This is a genomic window from Stieleria marina (assembly GCA_007741555.1).
In the GTDB taxonomy this organism is placed as follows: domain Bacteria; phylum Planctomycetota; class Planctomycetia; order Pirellulales; family Pirellulaceae; genus K23-9.
In genome coordinates this window covers 2,635,624-2,653,129 of record CP036526.1, presented here as the reverse complement: position 1 = coordinate 2,653,129, position 17,506 = coordinate 2,635,624, and the positions used below count along the sequence as shown (strand labels likewise).

At 54.9% G+C, this 17,506-nt stretch carries 12 protein-coding genes; 7 read left to right on the top strand and 5 right to left on the bottom strand.

Annotated features, from left to right (window positions below; genetic code table 11):
- Positions 1 to 11: 11 nt before the first annotated feature.
- Positions 12 to 656 (bottom strand): tRNA (guanosine(46)-N7)-methyltransferase TrmB, encoded by a 645-nt coding sequence (trmB, locus tag K239x_RS09150; RefSeq protein WP_145417524.1) that lies wholly within the window; start codon positions 654 to 656, stop codon positions 12 to 14.
- Between the two features lie 140 nt (positions 657 to 796).
- Between trmB and hemE the strand changes: the two genes are divergently transcribed.
- On the top strand, positions 797 to 2,731 hold the full coding sequence (gene hemE, locus K239x_RS09145; RefSeq protein ID WP_145417523.1) for a uroporphyrinogen decarboxylase: 1,935 nt from the start codon (positions 797 to 799) through the stop codon (positions 2,729 to 2,731).
- Between the two features lie 37 nt (positions 2,732 to 2,768).
- Here the strand turns inward: hemE and K239x_RS28405 are convergent, their stop codons facing one another.
- Positions 2,769 to 2,927: a hypothetical protein gene (locus tag K239x_RS28405; protein WP_419189863.1), complete on the bottom strand. Its 159-nt coding sequence runs from the start codon at positions 2,925 to 2,927 to the stop codon at positions 2,769 to 2,771.
- A 274-nt stretch (positions 2,928 to 3,201) separates the two neighbouring features.
- Here K239x_RS28405 and K239x_RS28400 point away from each other — a divergent pair, with 274 nt between their 5' ends.
- The 5 genes from K239x_RS28400 (at position 3,202) to K239x_RS09125 (ending at position 11,878) form a co-directional block, all read left to right on the top strand.
- Positions 3,202 to 3,378, top strand: a complete 177-nt coding sequence (locus K239x_RS28400; RefSeq protein WP_419189862.1) for a hypothetical protein — start codon at positions 3,202 to 3,204, stop codon at positions 3,376 to 3,378.
- 211 nt (positions 3,379 to 3,589) lie between these two features.
- Positions 3,590 to 4,804 carry a DUF1559 domain-containing protein gene (locus K239x_RS09140; RefSeq protein WP_145417522.1) on the top strand — a complete coding sequence of 405 codons (1,215 nt, stop codon included), beginning with the start codon at positions 3,590 to 3,592 and terminating at the stop codon, positions 4,802 to 4,804.
- Between the two features lie 77 nt (positions 4,805 to 4,881).
- Entirely contained in the window at positions 4,882 to 7,866 is a 2,985-nt protein-coding gene (locus tag K239x_RS09135) for an FG-GAP-like repeat-containing protein (protein WP_419189861.1), read from the top strand.
- 163 nt (positions 7,867 to 8,029) lie between these two features.
- The gene (locus tag K239x_RS09130) at positions 8,030 to 10,159 is read left to right on the top strand and encodes a multiheme c-type cytochrome (protein WP_145417520.1); all 2,130 of its coding nucleotides are present in this window, start codon (positions 8,030 to 8,032) and stop codon (positions 10,157 to 10,159) included.
- A gap of 228 nt (positions 10,160 to 10,387) precedes the next feature.
- Entirely contained in the window at positions 10,388 to 11,878 is a 1,491-nt protein-coding gene (locus K239x_RS09125; RefSeq protein WP_419189860.1) for a sulfatase-like hydrolase/transferase, read from the top strand.
- Here K239x_RS09125 and K239x_RS09120 read toward each other — a convergent pair.
- Entirely contained in the window at positions 11,864 to 13,009 is a 1,146-nt protein-coding gene (locus K239x_RS09120) for a beta-ketoacyl-ACP synthase III (RefSeq protein WP_473163575.1), read from the bottom strand. The two genes, K239x_RS09125 and K239x_RS09120, sit on opposite strands and share 15 nt — an antisense overlap.
- Positions 13,010 to 13,509: 500 nt before the next feature.
- On the opposite strand from K239x_RS09120, the gene K239x_RS09115 reads away from it, so the two are divergent.
- Positions 13,510 to 14,592: a S26 family signal peptidase gene (locus tag K239x_RS09115; RefSeq protein ID WP_145417518.1), complete on the top strand. Its 1,083-nt coding sequence runs from the start codon at positions 13,510 to 13,512 to the stop codon at positions 14,590 to 14,592.
- A gap of 26 nt (positions 14,593 to 14,618) precedes the next feature.
- Here the strand turns inward: K239x_RS09115 and lysA are convergent, their stop codons facing one another.
- The gene (gene lysA, locus K239x_RS09110) at positions 14,619 to 15,890 is read right to left on the bottom strand and encodes a diaminopimelate decarboxylase (RefSeq protein ID WP_145417517.1); all 1,272 of its coding nucleotides are present in this window, start codon (positions 15,888 to 15,890) and stop codon (positions 14,619 to 14,621) included.
- Between the two features lie 391 nt (positions 15,891 to 16,281).
- Positions 16,282 to 16,902 carry a hypothetical protein gene (locus K239x_RS09105; RefSeq protein ID WP_145417516.1) on the bottom strand — a complete coding sequence of 207 codons (621 nt, stop codon included), beginning with the start codon at positions 16,900 to 16,902 and terminating at the stop codon, positions 16,282 to 16,284.
- Positions 16,903 to 17,506 lie beyond the last annotated feature (604 nt).

Here is a 17,506-nt window from a genome sequence, read left to right as displayed (position 1 = left end):
TGCTGACCGGCTTAGCGCTTTTCAAATCGAACGCGGTAGACCGGAATGTGGTGCTGGCGACTGCGCCGTTCGAAGTGCGTGTGATAGTCCAAATCGTGCGTTGCCTCGATTTCTTCTTCCGGGATGGGCACACCAAACTCAGGCACCAGTTCGGCAATCATTTCGATCGTCATCTCGAAATAGTCCAACACATCGGTCCAGAAATGAAACCGTCCTCCACTGCGAATCGCTTGGCAGTAATTTCGCACGCTCACTTCGTTGACCACCCGCCGTTTGCGATGACGCTTTTTCCACCAAGGATCGGGGAAATACACATGCACCGCTTCAAGCGACTCGCTGGGGATGCTTTTTTGAAATAACGGCTCGGCGTTGCCCGCCACCATCATTGCATTGGTGTTTTGGCCGCTAGACAAACGCCCTGCTGCGTGGCGAGCGTACTTGGTCGCGATCTCGATGCCCAAAAAATTGTGCAGCGGATTGGCTTGCGATACTGTGGACATAAACAGTCCTTTGCCGGATCCAATTTCGATTTCCAACGGCCGATCATTCTGAAACAGCGTTTGGCTGGTCAATTCAGCGGGCAAATCGTCGGACATGCGGAAATGCGCCGACAAGTCAAGCTCGGGGGATGGGCGGCGAATGGTGCTTCGGGGCATTGCGACGCGTCAATCTGTGCGGGTGACGAAAGAAAAATCGACTCGAACCGCTCATCGTAACTTCGTGTGATTTCTCTACAATGCGGCAACACCATCCGAAGCTTCGTTTTGACGCCCATTCCCTACACACTGCCGTCTCCATGCCTAAGTCCGACGCTGATTTCAACGGACTTCAAGTCGCAGCACTCGAAAGCCGTCGTGCCGACGATCTCAATCGCCTGATCGAACGACACGGGGGCACCGCTCACGTCAGCCCGTCGATGCGTGAAGTTCCCATCGAACCCAACCGCGATGCGATCGATTTTGCGTATCGCGTGATGACCGGTGAGGTTCACATAGTCGTTTTGATGACCGGCGTCGGGTTCCGTTACCTGCTCCGGGCGATCGATCGACATGTTGATACCCAACGTTTTCTGGATTCGCTCTCGGACATCATCACCATCTGCCGCGGGCCCAAACCTGCTGCTGCGATGCGCGAAGTCGGTCTCAAACCGACTCACCGCGCCCCCGAACCCAACACGTGGCGAGAACTCCTGACGACGATCGATCAGAACGTATCGGTCGCCAATCAAGTGATCGGGCTTCAGGAATACGGCATCTCCAATGCTTCGCTGATCGCCGGACTTGAAGCTCGCGGAGCCACCGTGCAGCCACTTCGCGTCTACGGCTGGGAATTTCCTGACAACGCCGGCCCGCTGCAAGAAAACATCCGCTCTCTGGCTGCCGGCCAACGCGACCTCCTGCTGGTGACCAGCGCCCACCAAATCGTCAACATGCTGCGAATGGCCGAAAAAATGCAGATGGTCCAGCAATTGCGAGATGGACTACGCGGAACCGTGATCGCTTCGATCGGCCCGACCACCAGCCAAATGCTTCACGAGTGTGACTTGCAAGTCGATATGGAGCCGAGCCATCCCAAAATGGGACACCTCGTCACCGAATCCGCCAAACGCAGTCACGAACTTGTCAGCGTCAAACAAAGAATCAAAGCCGCCATTACGGCCGGAACCAAATTGCAACCAGGGAAACCACCGATGAGCCATCCGTCCGACGAAAGTCTTTTTATCCGAGCCTGCCGCGGTGAAGCGACAGAGCGAACCCCCGTTTGGCTGATGCGACAAGCCGGTCGTTACATGGCGGAGTACCGCGAAGTTCGCGCGAAGCAATCGTTTTTGGAACTTTGCGCCAACCCAAAACTCTGCAGCGAAATCATGTGCACTGCGGTCGATCGCCTCAAGGTCGACGCGGCGATTATCTTTTCGGATCTGCTGCCCATCCTGGTTCCGATGGGATTTGACTTGGAATTTGTCAAAGGCGACGGGCCAGTCATTCACAATCCAATTCGCAGCAGCGAAGACATCCAACGCGTCAAACAGCTGGATGATCCTGGTGCACTGGGATTCGTCTACGAAACGGTTTCGCAGACCCGCAAAGACTTGCCCGAAGATATCCCGTTGATCGGTTTTGCCGGCGCGCCGTTTACGTTGGCCAGCTACGCCATCGAAGGCGGCGGAAGTCGTCAATACATGCACACAAAGAAACTGATGCATAGCGATGGCGATGCCTGGAACGCACTGATGGAAAGGTTGTCGCATGCAATCACGATTTACTTAAACGAACAGATCGCCGCTGGTGCCCAGTGCGTGCAGTTGTTTGACAGTTGGGCTGGCTGCCTTTCGACGGCCGACTACAGCGAATTTGTGTTGCCATGGATGCGACAGATCATCGCCGGCATCGCACCGCATGTGCCGGTCATCAATTTTGCGACCGGCAACCCAGAACTTCTGCCGCTGTTGCGTGGCGACCAGCGCACCGTTGTGGGCGTTGATTGGCGAATTCAACTAGATGAAGCCTGGCAGCGAATCGGGCATGACTGTGCCGTGCAAGGAAACTTGGATCCAGCAGTCTTGTTGGCCGACCCCGAAACCATCCGCGATCGTGTCGCCAATGTCTTGGAGCAAGCCGCCAACCGACCGGGGCACATCTTTAATCTCGGTCACGGTGTGCTGAAAGAAACGCCCGTCGAAAACGCGATCGCCCTGGTGGATAATGTCAAAGAGCTAAGCCAGCGATAAACGGACGCCGCTTTAGCGAAGGCTCCTTCAGCAGGAGTCAGTTGAATTCAACTGCGTCTCCCATCTGTGCGGCGCAAATCGCGGCGGTGTGATCTTTGTAGCGGCTCCCATCGGCAAGCTGGCGAAAACTAGCTGCAGCCTTTTGCTTTAGCCATCCGACAAAGTCGATGCAGCCGCCTTCATTCAAAGAGAGCACGCGTCGACTAACTTGAGCCGCCTTTCGCGGACTACACGAACTCCACTCTGCAGAGCGGTTCGTGCCAGGCAAAATTCGCGCGCTGCCAACCACGACTGTGTCCCCGTAGCGCAGGCCCCAAACGTTTCACGCAGGATTTTTTCGCAAATTGTTCAAGTTCAGTAATTATCGACTAACAATTTTTTCTTGATAATGTAAAAAGGGCACTGAGAATTGCTCGTAAAGCGGTCTCTTATTCGCCCTTAAACAAAAACTTTTTTTGGAGCCTATCTAAATGACAAAAACCAAGTTTGTTCTCGCTGCTGCTCTTCTCGTCCTTCCTATGTGCTTTGCTGGCTGTGGTGGCTCTGACGAAAACGCCGTCGTGCCGGAAGCCGTCATGACGGAAGAAGAAGAAGCATCCTACGAAGAGCAAAGCTATGGTAGCACCGACGACGCTAGCCAAAACTAGTCGTTTAATAGCTTAAATTCGAGACGATCTTTGGTCTCAATGAACCACTAACCCGCTGAATTGGTGGTGTATCAGGTCAGCTCTATGGATCTTAATTGTCGAGCTGACAGTTTTTTTGTGCGGGATACGCGGACCGGGTCCGCGTTGTTTAATGAGGCGTTTCCCGCCCACTTTTCAAATATGTTGTTTTTCTTTTCTCGGAGATATGTGTATGATACGTTCTCGTTCTTCACGATCTGGTGGTTTTACGTTAGTAGAACTGTTGGTCGTTATTGCCATTATCGGCATTCTTGTTGGGCTTTTGCTTCCAGCTGTTCAAGCTGCTCGTGAAGCCGCTCGGCGAATGAGTTGTAGTAACAACTTCAAAAACATCGGACTCGCCATCCACAACTACCACTCTGCTTACAAGCGTATGGGCATGCAGGCTGGTGGTACTTTCCGCTCTGACAGCGCGGGCGGATACAACAACCAACTGGGTGACAACAACCGTCGTCGCTTGAGCTGGCTGGTTGGCCTTCTGCCATTCATCGAGCAACAAGGTCTCTGGAGCGAAATTTCCAATCCCAAAGACATCGACGGCGATGGCGCGTTGGATTTCTCGGCAATGGGACCACGTCCATGGGCTGGTAACTACGATCCATGGAGAACGCAAGTTCCAACCATTCGCTGCCCTAGCGATCCGGGCGAAGGTCTACCTGCCGCTGCACGTACCAACTACGCATGTAACATCGGAGACTCGTCTGACTGGGTGAACCACGGATACTGGCGCTGGCAAGGTGGTACCTGGAACCAGGGCCACGTCAACTCGGCAAACGCCTCGAACCGCGGATTCTACTACAACCGACGTCAGATGCGTTTCCGCGACATCACCGACGGTCTGTCCAACACCATTGCTGCAGCTGAAATCGCTACTGGCTTGGGTGACCGAGACATCCGAACTGACCCTTACTTCGGTATCGGTTGGGGAACGATTCACAACAACCCAAGTGCATGTATCGATGCAAACTTGATTGACCCTGAGCGCCCAATGTTCTGGGATGCATCGGTTGGCAACGCAAACCCCGGTCTGCGAAACAACAACTGGAAACGTGGTTACCGCTGGGTTGACTCGGTTCCTTGTTACACCAGTTTCACCACGATGACTGGCCCTAACAGTGCCGTTTGTATCGGCGGCGGCGGTGACTTTGACACCGGAAACCTGCCTCCAAGTAGCCGTCACCAAGGTGGCTGCCACGTGCTGATGGGTGACGGAGCAGTCGTCTTCATGACTGACTCAGTCGAAGCCGGCGATGGCCGACACCCAGTCGTCAAAGTAAACCCAGCGGTTCCTGAGTCAACTCCAGGATCGAAAAGCCCTTACGGACTTTGGGGTGCACTGGGTACTCGCGGTGCTTCCGAAGTGGTTGAAGAATCGTTGAATCAGTAAACTGATTTAATCGCTTAGAAATTCTGATCACCTGCTCGCTTGGCTTTCAAGCGAGCAGGTTTTTTATGGAACCAACCATGACCGCCTGGCTTCAATTTCGCTGCCTTCTATTGGCCGGTCTCTCTTGCGTGGTCGTGTCTCCCAATCTGGGCTGCACCTCCAAGGTGCAAGACAAACCCGCAAAAACGCTCAACCTACCCGATGCAGAATCCGCCCTGCGCAGCGGCAATTTGGACCTTGCGGAAAAGATCACCCGGCAAGTCCTGATTCAAAATCCAGATCGACTCGATGCCACTCAGCTGATGGCCCAGATCCTGGTCAGCCAAGACGACTTGGCTTCTGCCGCGGAGCTCCTGATTCGATCCGGCTCGTCGCACCCTGACGAGCGTCCCGGATTACTGGCTGGTGCTGCTGACCTGTTTCTTCAGGCGGGGCAAACGAAGCGAAGCATCGATCTGTTGCAGGACTTAGTCCAGAAACATCCATCGCGGTTAGATATCCGGCGCCAGCTAGCAGGAACCCTCAACGAAGTGGGCTACCGCTTTGACGCCAACGAACATCTACGTTACTTGGCAGCTCGCACAGCTCTGACGCCTCGCGAACTGACCGCTCTGATCAACCCATTTCTAACTTGGAGAAACTTCGCTGACAGACCCAACACGGAAGATGAACAGGCGATTCAGAAAGCGGGACTATTCAATGTAATCGCCGCGCTGCGAGCCAATGGCGAAGCTCGCGCCGCGCTGGAAGTCCTGCAGAACAGCGCCACTTTCAAAGAAGGCGATCCCTATGCGATAGCAGTGCACGGATGGCTTCTATCACTGACCCAGCGCTACGACCAATTAGCTCAGTGGGCCGCCTCTGCCAATCCTGATTGCAAACGCTATCCAGATTACTGGCTAGCGGTTGGCAACCTGATGCTGCATCGCAAAAATGAATCTGCCGTCGACTGCTTTACCGAAGCACTCCGCCGCGAACCGGGATCCGAAGAAGCCGTTCAGGGATTGATCCAATCGCTGTCAGCATCGAAACGGAATCGCCCAGTGGAAATAATTCAGCAACGCAAAAAACTGATCAACGAATCGGCTGCCATCGCTCGAGCGATCTCTTCGTCGCCCGCACGAGCACTTCAACTGGCACCTGAAATGGGCCGAGTCATGAACGACATGGGACGCTACGCCGAGTCGTTGGCGTGGCAGGAGTCGATCATCGCCGCCGTTTCGCCGCAATCCTCCAAGCTGAACTCAATCCGGCAGCACAAACTCGCCACACTCGACAAGTTTTCAGATGGAATGAATGTCGACACCATCGTGTGTGGTCTTGAACAAGGTGATTTGACCAGCCTTGCATCTAGGCTTGCGGATCTACGTAGCGGATCGCAGGAACCATTAACCAACGGTGCCCCGCCGCGACTGGCAGTTGATCGCCCTAAAGCGTCAAAGGCAGTCTTCACCAACGTTGCACCGTCGCTGGGCGTTCGACATCGGCTGAAGAACTCCGACCCACCGGTACAGAAAGAGTTTCGCCTGCACGAAGCACTTGCCAGCGGAGTTGCCTGCCTGGATTTTGACAGAGACGGCAACGTCGATTTGTATCTTGGACAAGCCGGATGCGTGCCACCTGGCGGCGTCAGCATCGTTTCGAATCAGATGTACCGAAACCAAATCGATGCATTCCGCCAATGCACCGAAGCATCAGGCGCATCGGATTTTCACTACACAAACGGAGTCACGGCAGGCGACTGGAACCAAGATGGTTTTCCCGACCTGCTGATCGGCAACATTGGCGTCAACCGTCTGATGCTAAACCAGGGCGACGGGACATTTCTGGAGCTCAAACTGGATCAACCCAGCAAAAACATATCCGACAATGAGTTGCTGGAATGGAACCGCGGCATGTACACGATGTCGGTCGGAATCGCTGACCTGACAGGCGATTCGATTCCCGATATTTTCGAGACAACTTATGTGGACGACCCACATGCCTACGAACCGATCCCCCGCAGGCCCAACGGAAAGCCGGTCAAGTTACCCGGGCCCAAGCATTTCCGCGCGGCTCAAGATCGGCTATTCGTGACTTCGTCGGACGGCAAACTCACCCCAAAGAGCCTCGGCGACCCCGAATCGATTGCCAGCACAGGCATGGGTTTACTAGTGACTGACATCGACGGCGACCGAGACAACGACGTCTTCGTGGCCAACGATCAGAATGCAAATCAATACTGGCGAGGCAGCGAGGCCAACTGGACTGATTCGGCCGCTTTACTGGGATGCGCCTACGGACCGGGCGGACGCCCATACGCATGCATGGGAATTGCGGCCGCCGATTTTGATCGCAACGGACGACTCGACCTGCACATCACCAATTTTTCCAAAGAACCGTCCAACGTTTACTTACAAACCAACGAAGGCGCTTTTCAGGACGCAGCTTTATCACTGAACCTGGACAAGAACACTCTGCCGATGGTGGGCTTTGGCACTCAGGCACTGGATTTTGACAACAACACCACAACGGACTTGATCATCGGCAACGGACACATCGAAGATTTTCGTGATCAAGGCCAGACGTTTCAGATGCCCACTCAGCTTTTCACCCGCTCGAACAATGGATACGTCCAACTTGAAGTAGCCGGGGACGATTATTGGTCGCAAAACCACTTAGCCCGCTCGGTTGCAAAGCTTGACTGGAACGGCGATGGCCGAATCGACCTTGCGATCACGGACCTGATGGAAGAATTTGTACTGCTGGAAAATCGATGTGAAGGCGCGGGCAATTATCTGCAACTGGAATTCGCGGGCACCAAAAGTGAACGCGATGCGATTGGGACTCGGGTCACTTTACACGTTGCGAATCAAAACCATGTCCAAGTGATGCAAACGGGCGATGGCTATCTTTGCAAAAATGAATCCTGCCTGAACTTTGGATTGGGTAACGCAACCACGGTTGCACGGATCGATATACAATGGCCCAGCGGAACCAACGAGACGCTCCACAACGTCGCGGCCAACCAACGATTGCTGGTAATCGAAGAAATCACCGCAAACCACAGTGACAGCGATTGAAGATTGACCACTCGGCGAACCAATCGTTCGGAATCCCAATCCTATTCTCAGCCAAAAGAAACCTTCCACCGCAACGATCGCTGCCACGAAAGTCATCTTGGATCGGACTGCGTGACCGAATGCCAAAATTATCGTGCCCCCCTACGCCTCCGTTTGTTAGACCATGACCAACCTGCTGATTTTCCTTGGCGCGGCTCTATCCTTCGCCATCGGCTTGGTCGCGTACAAAAAAACTCGCAGCCATGCGACTGGCGTCGTCGCATTCATAGTGGCAGCCTGCATCACGTGGCTGTTAGTCCCCAGCGATGTCCCATCGGAGACACCCGAGTCAATTGTTCAGCACGCAACGTCTCGCGCGCAGCAATCGAAACCATCCGAACGTTTGACCGAAGGAACGTCAGGCAAACCGGACGCATCACCGGATGAACGTGCCATTGCTGCGGACGAAACCGCAACCAAAAGCCACTCCGCGAAATCCGCGACTGCAGGAACAACCAAGAGCGATTCCAAACAGCTTACTTTGGCCAACCTTCGAGCTCTTCGTCCTGTGGAACGTCCGACGCACGGATACGTGGGATCGGATGTTTGCCGCGAGTGTCATACCCAACAGCATTCCACGTGGGAGCATTCGTATCATCGCACGATGACACAAGCTGCAACACCTGAATCCGTGCTGGGAAATTTTGATGATGTCGCAGTGACCAGCAGCAACCGTCTTTACGAATTCACACGTCAAGGCGAGGTCTGCACCGTCGAAATGCCAGATGAACACAATCCCTCACAACGAATCCGTGCGCCGATCGTAATGACGACCGGCTCGCACCACATGCAAGTCTACTGGTTTGCCACCGGAAAAAAGCGGCTGATCGGAATGCTGCCGATGGTTCACTTGAACGAGTCCAACGAATGGATTCCACGTGAATCAGCGTTTCTGGTGCCTCCGAATATGCCGCCCTCGTTTGAATTGGGACGATGGAACGAAGCGTGCAGCAGTTGCCATAGTACTCATCGCAAAGGACGACGACTGGCGTCAGGCGAATGGGACACTCATGTTGGTGAATTTGGAATTTCATGCGAAGCCTGCCACGGCCCCGCGGAAGAACACGTCAACATTCGCAGACAGTCGCAGCAGCAAACTGCGGCCGAAGTCCCCGATCCGGTGGACGATCCGATCATCAATCCCGCGGATCTTCCCAAGGCTCTGTCGGCGCAAGTATGCGGACAATGCCACAGTGTTTCCGATGTGCTACGTCCCGACCGAGGCACGATGGAAAATGGCCACCCCTATCGCCCCGGCTTAGACCTGGCCGACACCCACGGCCTTTGGACTAGAGAATCTCCCGAATTCAAACGCACGCAAGAGGCGTTGGGATATGAAGACCTGGACACGCTGTTGGACGAAACATTTTACAACGACGGAATGGTTCGTGTCTCCGGCCGCGAATACACCGGCATGGTACAGTCAAGCTGCTACATCAATGGTGAAATGACGTGTTTGTCCTGTCACAAGATGCACCAAGACTCCCTGGACAGTCGCCCGGTCAAGCAGTGGGCGAACGATCAACTCGACGTTGACGCGATCGGAAACAGTGCCTGCACTGGTTGCCACACACCATCGCAATACGGCACGCAGCACACCCATCATCCCGCCGGATCAAGCGGATCGTCGTGCTACAACTGCCACATGCCTCACACCGCGTATGGGCTGCTCAAAGCAATCCGGAACCATCAAATCAGTAGCCCCAACATAGGCCGCGACCATCAAGCGAAACGCCCGAACGCCTGCAACCAATGCCACTTGGATAAAACGCTGAAATGGTCCGCGGATCATCTGCAAGAGTGGTACGAAATTGAGCCGCCAGAACTGGAAACCAACGAACAAGAAGTCGCCGCGTCACTGCTCTGGCTGCTCAAAGGCAACGCCGCCGAGCGTGCGATTTCAGCTTGGTGCATGGGGTGGTCGGATGCAAAAGCTGCGTCGGGCCAAAGCTGGCAACTGCCTTTCTTGGCGGCAACCCTAGACGATGACTATGACGCGGTTCGACTGGTCGCAAGGCGTTCCATCAAGACCTACGAAAACATGCAAGACTTCAACCTGGATGTCGTTACTTCGACGACTTCACAAGAACGCCAGCAAGCAGCCTTCAAATTGCTGCAAAGTTGGTCTGACTCGGCCGACTTCACAGAAGATCGCCCGGCGTTACTGATCGAAACGAAATTGGGAGTCCAAGTCAGTCGAATCCGCCAACTGATCGACCAACGTGATAACTCCCGCGTGCTGCTAAGCGAATGATTCGATCCGCGGCAGATCGAACGCCCGATTTGGTGCAAATTCCGCAAGAGCCACGCCGCAACTCCTAAATCAAAATTCCAAACCGCACTCGCTCGTGAGACATCGGGAATCCGTATGATCAAGCTCCTTGCCGCAACGCTGTTCACAAGAATTGGAATCCCCGCTCCGGCCCAAGAGAGCGCGCCCGATCGACCGCAAAGGTTTGGTCTACCAAAAATTCTAGTAATCGTGACCGGAATCGCTTTCACATCATCGGCGGCCTGCGTTTCTCTTTATGCAGAATCCAACGAGCGGCCCAACATAGTCGTCATCATTGCCGATGACCTGGGCTATGGCGAAACGGGCATGATGGGCAACCAAGAGATCCCGACGCCAGGCATTGATCAGCTAGCCAAAGACGGGCTGCGATGCTTATCAGGTTATGTGACCGCAGCCTACTGCAGTCCTTCTCGCGCCGGACTAATGACCGGCCGGATCCAGTCTCGGTTTGGATATGATATGAATCCAACCGGCCAGCGAAACTTGCTGCCCATCGCGGGTCTGCCGCTCAGCGAAACAACCTTCGTCCAACGTCTCTCCGATGCCGGCTACCACACCGGGCTCGTCGGCAAATGGCACCTGGGCTCCACTCCCGACAAGCATCCGCTGGCTCGAGGCTTCGATTCGTTCTACGGATTTCTGCACGAAGGACATTACTACGTCCCCGGCCCGCCTTTCAAAGACGTCGTGACGATGATCCGTGATACCTCGCTGCCCAAGGGCGAACGTCAACGGACCGACGATGTCATCCGCGGAAACTATGCACCGATTAGCGAACCAGACTACGACGGTCACAATCCTGTGATGCGAGGCCAACAGCACGTTGTCGAAAAAGAATACTTGACCGACGCGATCTCACGGGAAGCCGCTCAGTACATCGACGATCACCACGCCAATCCGTTCTGCTTGGTCGTTAGCTACAACGCAGTCCATAGTCCGTTGCAAGCAGCGAAATCAGACCTGCAATCTTTGAGCCGCATCGAGGACGAGCAACGTCGTGTTTTCGCGGGGATGCTGGTGGCCATGGATCGAGGCGTAACGGAGATCCGCGAAGCAATTGATCGACACGCTCTGACACGTCGAACATTGCTGGTATTTTTAAGTGACAACGGTGGCCCAACGGAAGAACTGACTAGCAGCAACGCTCCACTGCGAGGCGGCAAAGGCACGCCATACGAAGGCGGCATTCGCATCCCGATGATATGGTCGATGCCGGGTCGTATTCCTGCCGGTCGCGATGAAACACGCGCCGTCCTCAGTTTGGACATCGCCGCGACAGCGCTGGATCTCGCGGGTGCTGCAAAACCAGAACAGACTGACGGCATTAGTTTGCTGAGCTGGATCAATTCGCCTTCGCGAGAATCCGTCCACGACCGTCTTTACTGGCGTTTAGGCCGAGGCAAATCGGCTTTCCGATCTGGGAACTGGAAGATTGTGCGGCCGAAGAAAGGCGAGCCGTTCGAGCTTTATCACTTGGCCAGTGACCCGGGCGAACAACGCGACTTGTCGAACGAATATCCCGCCAAGCTGAGTGAAGTCGTCAACCAGTGGGCGGCGATGGATGCAACCATGAAACCGCCACTCGTTCTTCCCCGATCTCAACCCCAAAGCTCGAAAAGCCAACGCGAACGCGCCGATGCAAAACCAAAGACCGATCGGCAAGTTCTACCAACGAAGTAACGCAGTGCCCCAAGCCAGCCCGGCGCCAAATCCACACAGCAACACGTAGTCACCTCGTTTCAAACGACCACCCTGAACAGCTTCGTCCAGCGCCAATGGAATGCTGGCCCCCGAAGTGTTGCCGTATTCGTCCAAGTTGACGAACACTTTTTCTGCCGTCACGTTCAAACCGGATACCGCCGAATCGATGATCCGCTGGTTTGCTTGGTGCAAAACGACCAGTTCAAGCTGATCCGCACCAACTCCCGCCGCGTCCAAAACTTGCTTCGCGCTTTCGTCAAATACTCGCACCGCCCACTTAAACACACTGCGGCCATCCATCGTCAGGTACTGTTGACCTTCGGCATAAGCGTCCGGAGTCAGCGGCTGACGCGTTCCTCCTGCGGGGATGCACAGCATTTCGCCGCCGCATCCTTCGCTACCAATTTGGTAGGACAGCAGCCCACTGCCGCCTTCGGAATCACTCGCGTCCTGGTCGTCCGGTGTCATGATGACGGCCCCCGCAGCGTCACCGAATAGCGGATACGTTTTGATGTCCTTCGGGTCAACCGTGCGACTCATTAGATCCGCTCCGATGACCAGCACACATTTCGCATTGCCCGCAGCAATGAACTGAGATGCCGTCGTCATCGCATACATAAACCCGGCACAGGCTGCGTTGATATCCATCGCTGGTGCAACTGCCCCCAAACGTCGTTGCAGGTGACACGCTGTCGATGGCGTCGGATGATCCGGAGTGATCGTTGCGACGATGATCAAATCGATTGCACTAGGCGAAACCTTCGCGTTGTCCATGCATCGCAAAGCCGCTTCGTAACACAGATCGCTGGTCGCTTGATTATCCGCAGCACGCCGGCGCCGCAAAATGCCCGTTCGCCGAACGATCCAATCGCTGTCGCAACCCAGCTCCGCCAAGTCTTCGTTGGTTACGATTTGGTCGGGAACATAAGACCCCGTCGCCAACACTCGCACACCAAGTGCAGTCCCCATTCGCCCACGCGTTTCCAACTTCGCCGCGTCGCAAGCGTCCGCGCGTTTTGATTGTCCCGCTTGACCGCCAGTTGATGCGGCGGCATTCAAGTTGTTTTCCATCCCCGACTCTCGGGACGCGGTGGGTGTCGATTCGGACATTCGCAGTTCTGTGTTAGAATCCAAGCGGCGATCGCTGCATCAAACAGATCGATCCTCGCCAATGCTGGCCTGATATTCAATTGGCATGGAGACTCGCGGTGCGTTTGGTTGATCGCTTCTCGCAAGCGTCGCCCTCACAACCGCTGGTGAGCTTGCCATCCAGGCACTGTTTTAGAAGACAGCAGTATAGAACTTCAGGTGGATTTTTGACAGCCAAAGTGTGCCGCAGGTTGGCGTTACCCATGAGCAAAACGATTACTTCGGCAAAAAAACCGGCTCACAAGACCGCAATTTGGCTGACTCTAGCCGTTTCGGCTTGCTCAATCTTGGTTCTGCTGTATTCCCTTGGCAACCAACGCCCTGACTTAGCCCCCAACGCTCAGCAATCTAGCGAGAGAAGCGGCTCGTTCCCATTCCGCATCTCGGGCCCATCAATGGTTCCAACGTTTTTTGGACCGAGCTGCCGTTCGCGATGCGTTCGCTGCCAGCGCATTGACAGAGTGGAACCGCATTTTGATCAACTTCTTGCGCGTCATCAGATCTGCGGTATCTGCGGCGGCCCGTTACATCGCACCGACGAAGTTGCAGGTGACATCGTGGAAATTGTGGCGTTGGACGAAACACAAAAGGCGACTCTCCAGATCGGCGACGTCGTTGCGATCGAATACAACTCCAAACTACGCGCTAAACGAATCGCGGCTTTGCCCGGCGACACGATTTCGATTCGCGACGAACGAATCTTCATCAACGATCAACGACTGGAAGACGCGATCGCAACCACCCGCGCCCCGTTTCCCACGCGCCCGAAACGCTTGATTGTCGACGAAGACAACCGACACGAAATCTCTCGCTGGCAACCAAAACAGAAAAACACATTCTGGAAACGCGACAGCCATTCGCACTGGAGCTACGAACCAAGCAACCTTGTCGGTAGCACTTCGGACAACTCCGGATCAGATAACGTCGTGCCGGACGCCGACGCTCCGCGAGTCAACAACGACTGGCTGGTTTACCGACATCAATACGTCCGCCAACACAACCAACCAAGCTTCGTCGAGGACGACTATGCGTTTAACCTTGGCGTATCCCGGCGGCTCAATGAAGCAAACCGGCTGGTCATATCTTTTGATGCAGAAAGCATCTCGCCGGCATCTGCCCCCTTCACACTGCACGTTGCATTCTGGAATGCAAACGGCGTTGTTTATGCCAAGCATGCGATTGCAAAATCCGGCCCAAACCTGGTCACTTACTATGAAGCTCGCTCGAAACCGAAGCCACTGCCAAAGCGTTCGCCCAGACAGATGACGCAGAGCATTGCCCCCGTCACTCGGGAAGAACCGGTTTCGATCCGATTTTCAAAAATCGCCGCTGCTGTGTCGCTTCCGAAACTCTCGATCGAACGGTTTGTCGAATACCGATTGCGAGATTCGGATCGCGACGATCTCCATCAGCTCAAAATCGGGCCAGGCGAAGTCTTCGTTCTCGGCGACAACGTCCCTGTTTCAGACGACAGTCGACGCTGGGGTCCAATCCCGTTGAATCAAATTTACGGGAAGATTGTCCGAAGCTATCCTCCGGAGTGATTTCAATTCAGCTGCTACGCTCGGCATTAGCTGGGAATGATCTCGCCCCGAACCAAATCCTCAAACGTTTCTCTCTGGCGAATCAACTTTGCTTCGCCGTCTTCGATTAACACCTCTGCCGCACGCATCTTGCTGTTGTAGTTGCTGGCCATCACAAAACCATAGGCTCCGGCATTTTCTAAAATGACGTAGTCACCGACTCGGCACATCGGCAACTTTCGCGTGTCAACGAACCCGCCTTCCCGCTGAGTAAAAATGTCTCCGGATTCGCAAAGCGGCCCGCCGATCACCATGTCGACTTCTTCCCGCTCCGATGCATCGCTCGACTTGCCACAGACCGAGATCGGATGATGCGAACCGTACATGACGGGCCGAGCCAAATCATTGAAGCCCGCGTCGACCAATACAAACAGGTTTTCGCCGACTTGCTTGACGCTGCGTACTTCCGCAATCAACGAACCGCTCTCAGCCGTCAAGAATCGGCCCGGTTCGATTTCAAGCGAAAGACGGTGCCCAAATTCTTTGCTCAGGGTGTTGCGAGTCGTGTCCCACAGTTCAAAGTACTTCGTCAGATCCACGTACGTTTCGTCTTCCTTATACGGAACTGGTAGCCCGCCGCCCGCGCTGATCGTCTTCACGGTTCGGCCAACTTCCATTGCGACGCGTTGCATCGCTTCGCAAACTTCGCCCAGGTGCTCCAGGTCGGTGCCAGACCCAATGTGCATGTGCAGCCCCGTGATCGTCACGCCATGCTGGTCGGCCCGACGCAGGCAATCATCGATTTGCGTGTGCCAAATTCCGTGCTTACTTTGCTGACCGCCAGTATTGGTCTTTTGGCTGTGCCCGTGCCCGAACCCGGGATTGATCCGCAGCGTCACGTCCGCTCCAGGCTTTCGCTCGCCCAATTGGCTGATCATGTCCGGCGAACCGCAATTCACTGGAATCGAGTGCTCCAGAACCAACTCCAATGCTTCGGCATCAAAAATGTCAGCCGTGTAGACAATTTCGTGCTTCTGCGGATCGGTCGAATATCCCGCCGCGATTGCACGCTTAATTTCCCCCGCACTTACCGCGTCCACCAAAACACCCTGGCGACGCATCCGATCCAGGATCGCCAAATTACCACATGCTTTTTGAGCAAAGCGAATGACGTCAAAGGCAGCAAGGTCAGCGATTCGGAGATCGATGATGCTTCGATCGTAAACGTAGAGGGGGGTTCCGAAGCGGCTAACGAGGTCGGCGATTGGCAGCCCAGCGATCTGGTTGCGAGATGTCGAAAAAGTAGGGGAAGAGATCATAGTCAGCTAAGAAATGGTCAGCCAAGAAGAAGGGCAGGGCGGGCACGCGAGTTGAGGTGATCCCGAACCGAGACGGTTCGCACCAGCAAGTTTTTTCACGGCACGCGGCCTACAAAACTGGCTAGCCAAAAGCGATCACTTCGTACGATGCCACCCATTCGCAAAGGGCGGTTGATACGAATCAACAAGTCTAACATTCATGACCGAATTGACCACTGGCGAGTTCACGAAGCGAACCTCTGCGGACACCACCCGAATGGGAGCGCTTTTGTCTCCGATCGTCAACTCGGCCATTGCCGCGACATCATCGCCCATCAAAACAAGCCGCCCGAATTAAAGCGGACGGCTTGATGTTTTTAATATTTTTTGGACATAGCGTCCCGTCGACAGACTAGCCGTCAAGCGACGATGGGGTGATCGGCCCGGGAACTCGCACCTGCGTCAAAGTCGCTGTTGCCTCGGTGTTGTCCACCTTCTTGCGGGGCCCCTGCGGACCAGGGCGGCGTCCGCGACGACGGCCCTGTTGCTCAGGGACGCATCGCGGATCAATCCGCTGTAGCAACTTGCTGATACACAACTTGTTGATGCTCAGATTCATCTCATCTGACTCCGAGCGAAGCGTGTCGTGAAGGCTCTTGGGAAGCCGAATTGTGATCATGCGTTCAGGTTCGGCCGCATCACCTTTGGAGCTGTCTTGGCTGCGTACGGCCGCGACCATTTCTTGCAACTCTCCAAACTCTTTGGAAGTCTCGAAACGACGCATCTCCTCCGACCCTGGAAACAGCTTTCGGACGATCCCATCGACGCCCATGATCTCGCGGTAAAAGACTACCCAGCTACCTGTCTTTGCAAACGCCTCTTGGGCGATCCGAAGTGCTTCGGCTCCTCGCTGCTCGGGCGGCAAGGTACAGTTAGGATGAGAGAGTTGCAGCCGGTGCTCCGACGAAGCTGCCGCTTCGGGGGAGGGATCGCTAGCATAACGGAGCGAATCAGTTTGATCAGTTTGAGTCATCGAAAGTTTGTCCTTCTGAGGAGGTCCATGGACGTGGTGGTCCGTCGTTTGGATCCGATGATTACATGGCGTCAAATGCTGTCACTTAACGTTGCTGGCATAAGCGACTTACGGCTAGCAAAGCACGCCTGCCCACATCTTACGCAGCCCCTTCAAAACACAGGCACTCCGGCAGTGCCTGCAAATCGAGCACGCCTATCATGTGCATTCACCAAGTGTCTAGGTCGGCCCGTCTTTTGATGGCAACGCCCGAAGACGTTCAAAATGCCGTTATTTACGACACTTTAGCAGTAACGACTTTTATTCTACATAAATCCGGCCGGATATCGCGGTCTTGACGATTATTCCATTCCTCCGGATTGCAGGAGTCAACACACACGCCAAGCGACACGCCCGCAATCAATCACCACAAGAGGGGCCCAACGTGGCATTCTGTTGCGCCACCCTGTCACACCGAAGAGTCAACCCCTTAAAACCAACGCTTCGCCGACGTGCATCCCGCCAAGCATGGCGAAGCAAAGCAAAGTGAAAAGACGCAACAGAAGGGCCCCGGACTACCCGTCAAAAAGCCAGATTCGCGGCCTCTCTGCCCTCGCAAGGAACA